Genomic DNA, 12,107 nt, shown 5'->3' with positions numbered 1-12,107 from the left:
GCCCACCGGCCGTGCGCGGCGCCCGTACGTCCGGCTTCGCGCGGCGCGGCGCGGCGCTCGCGCGTCCGGTTTCGCGCGTTCAGTTCGCCGTGCCGGCCCGTTCGTCGAAGAAGCGGTCGACGGTGCCGCGCCGGGCGGCCACAGCGGCGAGCGGTTCGCCCACCACGCGCTCGGCCAGGTCGAGGGCCAGTTCGCCGACGTCGTAGCGCAGCGAGACGGCGGCCAGCGCCTGGTCGACGGCGATCCGGGCGTGGGCGTCGGCGACGAGGCGTTCGCGTTCGCGCTGCCCCTCCTCGCGGGCCGCCGCGATCAGTGCCGCGCCCTCCTCGGCGGCCTCCTGCCGGATGCGGGCGGCCTCGCGCTGGGCGTCGGCGAGTTCCCGGCGGTAGTCGGCGAGGGCCTGTTCGGCCTCGGCGCGTACGGCCTCGGCGCGTCCGATGCGGCCCTCGGTGGCGTCCCGGCGCTCGGCGAGCACCCGCTCCACCCGGGGCAGCAGGACACGGCCGAGTATGCCGAAGATCAGGAAGAAGACGGTCAGGCCGACGATCAGCTCGACCGCGTCAGGCTTCAGTGGTCCGATGTCACCCATATCGTGAACGTACTGTCTGACGGTCAGTCAATGTCAAGGCCTGTCCGGCCGACGTGCCGGAGATCACGCAGCCACGGGCGCCGTGGACACACGCGCGCAGCAGGGGACGGCACCCGCGTCCGGGTGCCGTCCCCTGCTGCGCCGACCGACGTGCGGCCGAGACCTGTGCCGGCCGGGCCTCGGTGGAGCCGGACCTCAGTAGCGCTGGGCCTTCGCGACGACCGGGAGGAGCTTCAGGTCGCCCGGCTGACGGCTGAACGCCATGGGCGTCGCCGTCTCGCCCGGCGGAAGGTTCTCGACGCCGACGACGGAGGTGTCCACGGTGTTCCCGTCGACGTCGAGGAAGTCCACCTGGACGGCGTAGGAGGCAGTCGCGCTGGTGCTGTTGACGATCGTCACCGTCACGGCGTGCAGGCCGCCGGTGCTGGAGCGCGGAATGCCCGTGATGGTGATGTCGCCGAGGGCGTTGCCGGTGCCCTGGACCCCCTGGAGGACCTGGGTGGCCTGAGCACGGACGCGCTCCGTCTCCGCGCTCACCGAGGCGTCGAAGGTGGCGGCAGCCGACGCCGCGGCCGCCGCCCGGGAGGACGAATCGGCCTTGATCGACGCGGCGAGCGAAGCCAGTGCCGACGCGGGCACCCCCGAGAAGGTGGCCGGGTCGGGCGCGGCGGTCAGGGTCGTCGGGGAGGGCGAGTGCGGCGGCTCGGACAGCGAGGGCGAGGTGCGGCAGGACGCCGCCACGAGCAGGATCACCACCCCCGAGGTCGCCGCGGCGGCGGCGAGCGTCCTGACCCGCCGTTGTCCGACCCCCTGGTACCGGTACAGCTTTCGCATCTCGTGCAACCCTTCCGGCCGTCCGGCCCGCACCGTCGGCATGCACACACCCGGGGCCGGTCTTCGCGCCTCCCATGCTTCGCTCCCGCGGCACGGCGCGACGAGCGCTGCTGGACCATCCGGGTAGTCGGACGACGCGGACGGGCGGGTTGGCCCTGCCCGGTCCTAGGCGAGGCGGACCGCCCGGTCGCAGAGCGGGCACAGACGCTCCAGCAGCTCCGGCGGGTACCAGCGGTCCTCCGGCCGGACGGGGCGCCACGGGTCGGTGACCATGCCGCGGGTGGCGAGGCCGCAGGCCGTGACCGGGCCGGCCGCGCCGGGCACGTCCGGATCCGCGACGGCGGCGTGCACGGTGGTGAGCCGGGGGTCGACGGGGTGCTCCACGACGGTGATGACGTTCACCCCTCCAGCATCGCGGCCCGCCCCGGCCCGCGCCCGGTGGTCGACCCGTCCTCGGTGCCCGAGGCAACCCGGCGACCGCCCCGGGCCCGGTGACCGGTCACCGGTGCGGACGCGATGACCGACCCGGGCCCGGTGATCCGCCGAACGCCGGTGCCGGGCCTGCACGGTGCGGCCCGTCCTCCTAGGGTGGTGGTGTCCGGCGCCCCGGACGGTCCGAGCGGTGGCGGCCCGACGCACCCTGCCGCACGGGTCGGTGGACGCCTCACGGGAGCGAGGTGCGATGCCCCGATTGCCCGGCCGGCCGCACCTACCGCGCCCGGCCCTCCCCGCACCTGCGGTGGCGCACCGCGCGGTGCGGGTCACCGCGGCGGCCTGCGCCGGGTTCTACACCTTCCGCTACGGCTTCCAGCAGCCGGTGACCGCCACGTACGCGCTGTTCGGGACGGTCGCGGTCGGCATCCTCGCCCGGGTGGACGGCGATGCGCGCTCCCGGGTGCGGACCCTGCTGCTGACGCTGCCCTTCGCGTGGGTGCTGGTGGGCGTGGGCACCGTCCTGGCGGTGCACGACTGGGCGGCGGCGCTGGGGATGGCGGGGGTCGGCTTCGCGGTGGCGTTCGGCTCGGTCGGCGGGCCACGGCTGGTGGGGCTGGCCAACGGACTGCAGCTCTTCTACATCCTGCCGTGCTTCCCGCCGTACGCTCCGGACGACCTGCCCGAGCGGCTCCTGGGGGTGACCGTCGGCCTGCTGCTGCTCGCCGCGGCCGAACGGCTGCTGTGGCCCGAACCGGCGCCGACCGACTACCGCGACCGGATCGCCCGGGCCTCCGAGGCGGTGGCCCGGCTGGCCGACCTGGTCGCCGCCGGCTGCGGCGGCCGGACACCCGACGGGAACCGGGCCGACGGCCGGGCCGACTACCGGGCGGGGCCCGACAGGCGGGAGGGGCTCGACGGGCCGGAGGGGCCCGGTGGACCGCAGGACGTGCCGGAGCGCGCCCGGACGGCGCTGGACGAACTGCGCTTCTCCCGGATCCCGGTGAGCGGGCGGCCCGCCGCACCCGGGGTGGTGGACCGCGCCCTCACCCACTGCGCGACGACCCTCCACTACATCGCCGCGCAGTTGCTGGCGGTGCACCGGCTCGGCACCGACGACGGCCCCTACCCCGGCGCGGCCGACCTGTTCGCCGACACCGCCAGGACGGTCCGCGCAGCCGGGGCCGGGGTCCGCAGCGACGGGCCGGTACCGGAGCCCGCGGCGGTCGAAGCGCGGCTCGCCGGCTTCGAGCAGGCCCGGACCTCATTCGCTCCGGCGAGACCGGCGAGCCCGGCGAGCCTCGTGGACCCGGCGAGCGCGCCAGGTCCGACGGACCCGGCGAGCCCGGTGGAGCCGACCGGTCCGACAGGTCCGGCAGGTGCGGCAGGCCCGGCGGGTGCGGCGGGTGCGGGCGGGTCCGACGACCCCGCGCGGCCGCTGGTGGCCCGGCTGGTCGTCGGCTCGCTCGCGCTCAACGCCGCCGAGGGCGCCCGCTTCCTCGCCCTCGCCACCCGCGCCGCCCGCCACGCGCCGCTGCCGCCCGACGACACCCCGCCCGACCTGCGCCCGGGACCGTTCTGGTACGCCCACGAACCCGTGCCCGCCCTGTGGTGGCGCCGGATCCGCGGCAACCTCACCACCCGCTCGGTCTACTTCCGCAACGCCCTGCGCACCGCCGGCGCGCTCAGCGCCGCCCGGCTGGTCGCCGGCGGGCTCGACCTCACGCACGGGTTCTGGGTCCTGCTGGCCACGCTCACGCTGATGCGGACCAGCGCCGCCGACACCCGGATGACACTGCGCCCGGCCCTGGTCGGCACCACGGTCGGGGCCGCCGTCACCGCCGCCCTGCTGCTCGGGGTCGGCGAGCACCCCGCCTTCTACGCCGCCGCGCTGCCGCCGGTCATGCTGTTCGCGTTCTCCTTCGGGCCGGCGCTCGGGCTGGCGTGGTCGCAGGCGACGTTCACCGTCGTGGTGTCCATGGTCTTCACCCAGTTGGCCCCGGCGAGTTGGCGGCTGGCCGAGGCCCGGGTAGTCAACGTGGCCACGGGTGCGGCGATCGGCATCCTGGCGGGCCTGTGCGCCTGGCCGCGCGGCGGCGGCCAGGACCTGCGCCGGCGCACCGCCGACCTGCTCGACCGGAGCGCCGAGGCCGTCACCGAGACGGTGGCCGTGGTCACCGGGACGGGCCCGGCGCGGGGCGCCCTGCCCCGGGTGCGGCACGACGCCCTGCTCACCGAGGCGTTGTACGCCCAGTACCGCAGCGAACGGCACGGCCCGGCCGAGGGCGAACCGAACTGGCAGTCCGCCGTGGTCGCCGGGCAGCACACGCTGCGCGGTGCCGAACCGCTGCTGGCCCGGATCCCGCCCGGCTCGGCCGCCGCCGTCCCGGGCGGGTCGACGGCGCTGGTGAGCCGGGCGGACCTGGTGGCCGAGGCGTTCCGCCGCCAGGCGGCGGCGCTGCGCGACCGCGCCCCCGCGGGCGCCGCGGACGGCGCCCTGGTCGCGGCCCGCGACGCCCTGCGAGACCAGCGGGTGCTGGCCGCCCGGCTGCCCGCCGACCCGGCCTCGCTGCACGCCGTCGACGTGGCCGTCTGGCTGGGCGGCCTGCTCGACGACCTCGCGCGGGTGCACCCCGGTGCGGCGCCCCGCCGCCCGGCGGTCAGTTGACGTAGACCTGCGGGCTGCCGGGCTTGCTGGTGTCGGTCAGCGGCCCGTAGCTCGCCGAGAAGTAGCCCTCGCCCGGGCAGAGCCCCGAGCCGCCGCTCTTCACGAAGTACTCGTTGCGGAAGGTCAGTCCGCGGGCGGCGTTGTCGGCGGTCCCGGTGAACGCACCGCTGAGCTGGTAGGTGCAGGTGAGGGTTCCGAACCAGCTGTTCAGCACGGCCGTGGCCTGGATCGGCCCGGCCGCCCCCGCGGTCAGCACCACCGGGTGGGTGGAGCCGCCGCCGACCGACACGGTGTACGCGAGGTTGTCGACCGTCAGGCTCTTGACGGAGGTGACGCCCGTGACGTTCGCCGTGCACGAGCCGAAGGTCAGCCCGGTCAGCGACTCCGTCGCCGTGCCCGGCGAGGCCGGGTTGGTGAGCACCCGCGCCGTGAACGGCGAGACGCCGCAGGAGACCCCGGTGGAGCCGGTGGCGGTCGAGTAGAAGGTGGCCCGGGTGCCGGCCGCGAGCGGGGCGACCAGGACGTCGCCGACCGCGACCGGCTCGCCGCCCACCCCGCCGGTGGTCAGGACGGCCACCTCGGCGGCCCCGCGGGCGGGTACGGCGGTGGATGCGGAGTCGGCGGACACGGCCGGTGCGGCGGCGACGGTCAGCGTCGCGGCGACGGCGGCCAGGGCAAGACAGCTGCGAGCACGCATGGGAAAGCCTCGTCTCGGTGAGGGGCGAGATGCGAACGGCACTCGCTCTCCGGGCAGTTGGGGGACGTACGCACCGGGAGCTGACTACGTTGTAGAGCCGTGTCCGCACACCGTCAAGAAGCTGCGCAGCAGTTGCTGACAATTCGTCAGCAGTGCCGGGTGTCGGCGCGCGCCGGAGTAGGGCCACAATCCGCCCCGGACGCCCCGGGGGCGGGCTCCACGGACGGTACCGGAGCAGGCTCCGCGGACGGCACCCGGGCCGCGGCAGCCAGGACCGCGAGCCGGCGCGCGGCCGCCCGGCGCTGGACCTCGCCGAGGCCCGCCACCGCGGCCCCGAGCGCGAGCCAGCCCGCCGGGCCGGCCGCCAGCACCGCGCCGGTCAACAGCAGCGGCCCCAGCGCCTTCTGCACCGACTGGGCCATGCCCGCCACGCCCAGGTACGAGGCCCGGGCGTCCGGCGGTGCCAGGCTCACCGCCAACTCCCAGGAACTCACCGAGCGCAGCAGCTCCGCCAGCGTGACCAGCACGGCCGCGGCCAGCAGGGCGAACGAGGCGGCCCACGGCCCGCGCCCGGCCGCGAAGGCCGTCAGCAGGCAGCAGGCGACCAGCGCGGCGCCGTACCGGCGCAGCGCCTTCAGGGCACCGTGAGACCCCTCCGCCCAGGCCGAGACGCGGAGTTGCAGCACCACCACGAGCACGGTGTTGATCGCCAGGAAGGCCGGGACGAGGGCGTGCGGGGCCCCGGTGTGGTGCACCAGCCAGAGCGGCAGGCCGACGTTGAGCAGCGCGTCGTCGAGGTTGAGCGGGATGTCCAGCAGGACGAAACGCAGGTATCCGCGGTCCCGCCAGGGGCTGGGCGCGGCACCGGTCGGCACCGCGCCCGCGCCGTCCACCGCAGGCCGACCGTTCGCCGTACGCCGGCGCGCCACCCCGCCCCGGGCGACCACCGGGTCGGGCCCGCCCGGTTCGCGGGTGCGCCGGACGATCGCGGCGGCCAGCGCGAAGGAGAGGGCGTTGGCCAGGATCAGCGCCCGGTAGGCCCCGGTGGTGCCGACGGCGAGTCCGACCGCGGCGACACCCGCGCCGATCGCGTAGCCGGCGTTCGCCGCGCTGCGGAACAACGCCTGGTAGGCGCCGCGGCGTTCACCGGCGACCCGGGTGGCGAAGAGCATCTCCAGGGTCTTGGCCGCGCGCTCGCCGACACAGGTGAGAGCCACCAGCGCAGTCAGCACGGCGAAGTCGTCGACCAGCAGCAGGAGGACGGTGGTCACCACGCGCAGCAGATGGGAGGTGATCAGCAGCCCGCGCACGCCGAACCGCTCGGCGGCCTGGCCGGCCAACGGCGACCCGGCGATCCCGGCCACCGCGGCGACACCCAGCAGCAGTCCGAGCTGCCGCGCGTCCAGCCCCTGCACGAAGGTGAAGTACAGCACCGAGGCCGCCGCCCAGACACCCGTCCCGGTGCGGTCGACGAACTGCGCCAGCAGCATCGCCCTGGCATCGCGCCCACCCGGCGGCCTGCGCAGCTGCGCCACCAGGCCGTTCCCGTTCCGCCGCACGGCAGCCCCCGTTCGCCCTTCGCAATCAATCTCGACATCAAGATACTTCATGTCGAGATTCCTCGGTAGCGGTCGAGGGCAGCGCCAGTGGAGGCGGGCGAGGGCACGAGAGCGAGCACGAGGGGGGCCACGGCGGCCGCGGCGCGGGCAGCGGGCGGCGGGCAGCGGGCAGCGGGCGGAGCCTGGGCACCGGAGGCGGGGACCGCGGTGCGGACGGGAGCCAGCCGGGCGGTGAGTTCCGGATCGTCCAGGTGTACGGCCGCAAGGAGGGCCGCCTCGTCCACCACCGGACGCGGATCGCCGGCCCAGGGCAGACACCCCACCGAATGGCACGGCGCAGGCGCCACACCTCGACGACGGACGGAGGGTTCTCGGCCGCCGAACTACCGCTCCAAGCCGGCCTGTTCCGCTCCGTCGGGGCCGCTCGTCGCGTACGCCACCTCGGCCGGCCGGTTAGCAGGCGACCCGGCAGCGGTCGCCGCCCACCCCCGCACGCCCGTCGGGCTCGCGCGCATAGCGTTCACCCTCATATCGTTGCAACGTAACACTGGTCTGACATTGCATTACATTCAGGGCAGTTGCAACGAAATTGCGGCTTTCACCTGCACAGATCGGCATTTCGCGCAATGATCTTGTTGCGCATCCAGCGAAGGCAACGTAGCGTTTGCGTTGTTCGAAACGACGAGCCCGACAAACCCACGGAGACATCCTCATGCAGACCTTCGCCACCACCGCGCCGATCGCCGCCCGCCTCGACATCCCCGCCGGCAAGGTGCAGTTCCTGGCCTCGGACCGTACCGACACCACGGTCGAGGTCAGCCCCGCCGACTCCGGCAAGGCCCGTGACGTCAAGGCCGCCGAGCAGACCGAAATCGGTTACGCCGACAGTGTCCTGACCGTCCGCAACACCGCCGGCAACAAGCTGATCGGCACCCCCGGCTCGGTCGAGATCACCGTCCACCTCCCCGCCGGCTCCACGGTCGAGGCCAAGACCGCCACCGCTGAGTTCCACACCGCCGGCCGCCTCGGCGAGATCGCCTACGACAGCGCCCACGGCGCGGTCAGGATCGCCGAGGCCGCCGGCGCCCGGGTCACCCTCCAGGCCGGCGACGTCCTCCTCGGCCGCCTCGCAGGGAACGCCGAGATCACCACCAGCAAGGGCGACATCCGCATCACCGAGGCCACTGCCGGCACCCTCACCCTGCGTACCGAGGCCGGCTCCATCACCGTCGACGCCGCCGCGGACGCCTCCGCCACCCTCGACGCCCGCACCTCCTACGGCCGCATCCACAACACCCTGCGCAACACCGGCACCCCCGGCCTCGCCATCCATGCCACCACCAGCTACGGCGACATCACCGCCCGCAGCCTCTGACCGGCAGCCCCACCCCCGGGCAGCCCGCCACCCCGACCGCACACCGAGAAAGAGCGGACATGAGCACCACACAGAACTACCAGGCCGCGGAGCAGCTCCTCCGCCGCCCCGCCCGCCCCGGCGAGCTCGTCGTCGGTGACAAGGTCAGGCCCCAGTGGATCGACGGCGGCGCCCGGTTCTGGTACGCCGTCAGCAACGCTGCGGGCAGCCGGTTCGTCCTGGTCGACCCCGCGGCGGGCACCCGGGAGCCGGCCTTCGACCACGACCGCCTCGCCGCCTCCTTGGCCGCCGCCGCCGACCAGCCGGTCGACCCCGCGGGCCTGCCGTTCTCCGGCATCATCCTGCTCGACGGCGCCGTGGAGTTCTACGCGCTCGGTGCCTTCTGGCGCTGCAGCCTGGACGACTACACCTGCGAGCCGGCCGAGTTCACGCCGCCGGGCAGCCCGCTGGAGGCCGCGTCGCCCGACGGCAAGGTCGCGGTGTCCCGGCGCGGGCACGACCTGTGGGCGCGCTCGCTGTCCGACGGCCGGGAATGGGCGCTGACCACCGACGGCGCCCCCGACCACCAGTACGGCACCGGCCCCGACTCCACCGCCAACGCCACCCTGCTGCGCAAGATCGGCCTGCCGTACCTGCCGCCCGCCGTCGCGTGGTCCCCCGACTCCACCAAGGTGCTGGCGCACCGGACCGACGAGCGCAACGTCCGGCAGGCCCACCTGCTGGAGGCCCGGCCCGCCGACGGCGGCGCACCCCGCCTGCACACCCAGCGGTACGCACACCCCGGCGACGAGCACCTGCCGCAGGCCGAACTGGTCGTCCTGGACGTCGCCGCCGGCACGGTCGTCCGCGCGCAGGCCGAGCCGCTGCTCATGCCGCACCTGTCGCCGATCACCGCCAAGTGGGCCTGGTGGGCGGCGGACGGCTCCGCGGTGTACTACCTCGGCCGTCCCCGCGACCAGCGCACGCTCACCCTGCACCGGATGGACCCGGCCACCGGCGAGGTCACCACCGTCGTCGAGGAGACCGGCGACACCCGCGTGGAGCCCAACCAGTGGCTGTACGAGCCGCCGATCGTCCGGGTCCTCGCCGACGAGGTGCTCTGGTACTCGCAGCGCGACGGCTGGGGCCACCTCTACCGGTACGACCTCCGCACCGGCGCGCCGCTCGGCAGGGTCACCTCCGGCGCGTGGGCCGTGCGGCAGATCCTGCACGTCGACGAGGCCGAGCGGGTCGTGTACTTCACCGCCTCCGGCCTGGTCGACGAGGACCCGTACCGGCGCTCCGTCTGCCGCGTCGGCCTCGACGGCACCGGCTTCGCCCGGCTCACCGACGACGACCTCGACCACGTCGCCACCCTGCCGGACGGCCGCGGGTACTTCCTCGACTCCGCCTCCACCGTCGACACCCCGCCGGTGACGACCGTCCGCGACTGGACCGGTCGCGTCCTGGTCGAGCTGGAGCGCGCCGACGTCTCCGCACTCGAAGCCACCGGCTGGACGGCCCCCGAGCGGTTCCGCGTCAAGGCCGCCGACGGCGTCACCGACATCTACGGAGTGCTGTACCGGCCGCGGGAGTTCGACCCCGCCCGGCACTACCCCGTGGTGGACAACCTGTACCCCGGCCCGCAGGTCGAGCGGGTCGCCCCCTGCTTCGACCCCGGCGGCATGGGCCTCGACGCCGAACCGCTCGCCGCCCTCGGCTTCGTCGTCGTGGCGCTCGACGGCCGCGGCACCCCCGGCCGCAGCAAGGCCTTCCACGACGCCTCCTACGGCCGGCTCGCCGACGCCGGCTGCCTCGCCGACCACGTCGCGGCGCTGCAGCAACTGGCCGCCACCCGACCGTGGATGGACCTCGGCCGGGTCGGCGCCCTCGGGCACTCCGGCGGCGGGTACGCCACCGTCCGGGCGATGCTCGACCACCCCGAGGTGTACAAGGTCGGCGCCGCCCTCTCCGGCCCCCACGACACCCCGCACTTCAACCTGGGCTTCGTCGAGACCTACGCCGGCGCCGACGACCCCGACGCCTGGGCCCGCGCCTCCAACGTCGAGCTGGCCGACCGCCTCACCGGCAAGCTCCTGCTCGTCCACGGCGAGCTCGACGACCAGGTCCACCCGCACCACACGCTGCGCCTCGCCGACCGTCTGGTGGCCGCCGACAAGGACTTCGAGCTCCTCATCGTCCCCGGCGCCGAGCACACCTTCATCGACTGCCTGACCTACGTCCGCAAGCGCTGCTGGGACTTCCTGGTCCGCGAACTGATGGACACCCGGCCGCCGGCGTACCGGCCCGCGCCCATCGCCCTCGGGCCCGAGCTCCTCGCCGAACTCTTCGCCTGAGAAGGGGGGAACGGCCGCCGAGGGTCCCGGCGCAGGGTGCCGATCGCGCACGACCGCGTCCGGCGCGGGGTACGGCTCGGCGGGGGTACGGCGCCCCGGTACCGCGCTACGCGGCGCGGCGCTGCCGCCCGGCGGCGAGGGCGCCGGTCCACACCGGCTGCAGCGCCAGGAGGCTCAGGGCGAACATCAGCACACCCAGCGGCACGTGGTACTCCGGCTTGTGCGCGACGCCGAGGACCACCTGCACCGAGGCGAGCGCCAGGAAGCCGGTGGAGTACAGGATCGGGCGGGCCGGTCCGCCGCCCGGCCGCCACGCCAGCACGGCCGCGAGCACGTAGAGCATCGACGCGCCGTACATGACCCGGGCCCCGACGCTGTGCAGCGTCTCGCCGTAGGAGGTGGACAGCAGCATCCCGGCGGTGACCGCCTGGAAGAGGAGGGCCAGGGTCTGCGCGGCGATCGCGACCCCCAGGAAGGTGCTCCGGCCCGGTGCGGTCGTCGTCGTCCCAACGGCCATGATGCGGTCCTCTCTTCTGCCTCGCGGCGGTTGATCGATAAGGTCTCGACTGTCCGACGACGCAGCCCGGCGGAGTGTGAGGCCGCTGCGGAAATTCGTCGAACGGGTGAGAGCAACAGGGCAACAAGGAACCAGGGCACGAGAAGGAACCGAGGAGCGGTCGCGGCCATGAACACCACAGTCCAGCCGGACCCGGCTGCCGTCGTCGGCGAGCGGCGGCACCTGATCAACGTCGCCTACCGGCTGCTCGGTTCGCTCGCCGAGGCCGAGGACGCCGTGCAGGAGACCTACACCCGCTGGTACGCACTGTCACCGCAGCAGCAGGCGGCCGTCGCCTCGCCCGGCGCCTGGCTGACGACGGTGGCCGGGCGGATCTGCCTGGACGTGCTCGGCTCCGCGCGCGCCCGGCGCGAACGCTACGTCGGCGCCTGGATACCCGAACCGCTGCCGGACCGCACCGAGTGGACGGGCGGGCGCGCCGCCGGCAGCGAACCGGCCGACCCCGCCGACCGGATCACCCTGGACGAGTCGGTCAGCATGGCCTTCCTGGTCGTCCTGGAGGCGATGACCCCGGCCGAGCGGGTGGCCTTCGTCCTCCACGACGTCTTCCGCTACGCCTTCCCCGAGATCGCCGACATCGTCGGACGGACGCCCGCAGCCTGCCGGCAGCTGGCCTCCTCGGGCCGGCGCCGCATCCGGGCCGCCGGCCCCTCGACCGCCCCGGCAGCCGGCCGGGCCGCACTGGTACGGGACTTCAAGCAGGCCTGGGAGGCCCGCGACATCGGCGCCCTGCTCGGGCTCCTCGACCCCGACGCCACCATGACCGCCGACGGCGGCGGGCTGGTCAGCAGCGTCCTGCGCCCCGTCGAGGGCCGCGAGAGCATCGCCCAGTACCTCGTCCAGATCGCCGACATCGCCCCCGGGCTGGAACTCCTGGAGCGGACGGTCAACGGGCAGCCCGGCCTGGTCGCCCAGCGCAACGGCGTGCCCGTCACCGTCGCCGCCTTCGACACCACCGACGGCCGGATCAGCCGGATCTGGGCCGTCCGCAACCCGGAGAAGCTCCGCCCCTGGAACGGGATCGAGGCCGCCTGAACCGC

10 protein-coding genes are annotated in these 12,107 nt (G+C 74.9%); 4 read left to right on the top strand and 6 right to left on the bottom strand.

Going from position 1 to position 12,107, the window contains the following annotated elements; translation table 11 throughout:
• Window positions 1-79: 79 nt before the first annotated feature.
• From ACWGB8_RS04835 to ACWGB8_RS04825, 3 genes are all read right to left on the bottom strand, one after another.
• Window positions 80-589 (bottom strand): F0F1 ATP synthase subunit B family protein, encoded by a 510-nt coding sequence (locus ACWGB8_RS04835; RefSeq protein WP_452210291.1) that lies wholly within the window; start codon window positions 587-589, stop codon window positions 80-82.
• Window positions 590-784: 195 nt separating this feature from the next.
• A complete protein-coding gene (locus tag ACWGB8_RS04830) occupies window positions 785-1,423 on the bottom strand; it encodes an FxLYD domain-containing protein (RefSeq protein WP_452210289.1) in 639 nt (212 codons plus the stop codon).
• Between the two features lie 165 nt (window positions 1,424-1,588).
• Window positions 1,589-1,825 carry a hypothetical protein gene (locus tag ACWGB8_RS04825; protein WP_452210287.1) on the bottom strand — a complete coding sequence of 79 codons (237 nt, stop codon included), beginning with the start codon at window positions 1,823-1,825 and terminating at the stop codon, window positions 1,589-1,591.
• 280 nt (window positions 1,826-2,105) lie between these two features.
• On the opposite strand from ACWGB8_RS04825, the gene ACWGB8_RS04820 reads away from it, so the two are divergent.
• A complete protein-coding gene (locus ACWGB8_RS04820) occupies window positions 2,106-4,523 on the top strand; it encodes an FUSC family protein (RefSeq protein WP_452210285.1) in 2,418 nt (805 codons plus the stop codon).
• Here the strand turns inward: ACWGB8_RS04820 and ACWGB8_RS04815 are convergent.
• A complete protein-coding gene (locus ACWGB8_RS04815) occupies window positions 4,516-5,220 on the bottom strand; it encodes a Tat pathway signal sequence domain protein (protein ID WP_452210283.1) in 705 nt (234 codons plus the stop codon). The genes ACWGB8_RS04820 and ACWGB8_RS04815 overlap by 8 nt on opposite strands.
• 146 nt (window positions 5,221-5,366) lie before the next feature.
• Window positions 5,367-6,779 carry an MFS transporter gene (locus tag ACWGB8_RS04810; RefSeq protein WP_452210282.1) on the bottom strand — a complete coding sequence of 471 codons (1,413 nt, stop codon included), beginning with the start codon at window positions 6,777-6,779 and terminating at the stop codon, window positions 5,367-5,369.
• Window positions 6,780-7,491: 712 nt separating this feature from the next.
• Between ACWGB8_RS04810 and ACWGB8_RS04805 the strand changes: the two genes are divergently transcribed.
• Both ACWGB8_RS04805 and ACWGB8_RS04800 read left to right on the top strand, forming a co-directional pair.
• Window positions 7,492-8,154 carry a DUF4097 family beta strand repeat-containing protein gene (locus ACWGB8_RS04805; protein ID WP_452210280.1) on the top strand — a complete coding sequence of 221 codons (663 nt, stop codon included), beginning with the start codon at window positions 7,492-7,494 and terminating at the stop codon, window positions 8,152-8,154.
• Window positions 8,155-8,213: 59 nt separating this feature from the next.
• On the top strand, window positions 8,214-10,490 hold the full coding sequence (locus ACWGB8_RS04800) for a DPP IV N-terminal domain-containing protein (protein WP_452210278.1): 2,277 nt from the start codon (window positions 8,214-8,216) through the stop codon (window positions 10,488-10,490).
• A gap of 106 nt (window positions 10,491-10,596) precedes the next feature.
• On the opposite strand, the gene ACWGB8_RS04795 is transcribed toward ACWGB8_RS04800, so the two are convergent.
• Window positions 10,597-11,007, bottom strand: a complete 411-nt coding sequence (locus ACWGB8_RS04795) for a hypothetical protein (RefSeq protein WP_452210276.1) — start codon at window positions 11,005-11,007, stop codon at window positions 10,597-10,599.
• 168 nt (window positions 11,008-11,175) lie between these two features.
• Between ACWGB8_RS04795 and sigJ the strand changes: the two genes are divergently transcribed.
• Entirely contained in the window at window positions 11,176-12,102 is a 927-nt protein-coding gene (gene sigJ / locus ACWGB8_RS04790) for an RNA polymerase sigma factor SigJ (RefSeq protein WP_452210274.1), read from the top strand.
• The last annotated feature ends 5 nt before the right edge of the window (window positions 12,103-12,107 follow it).

The organism is Kitasatospora sp. NPDC054939 (assembly GCF_053610105.1).
Note: the sequence above shows the minus strand (reverse complement) of the source record. Positions and strands in the feature narration are given on the sequence as shown.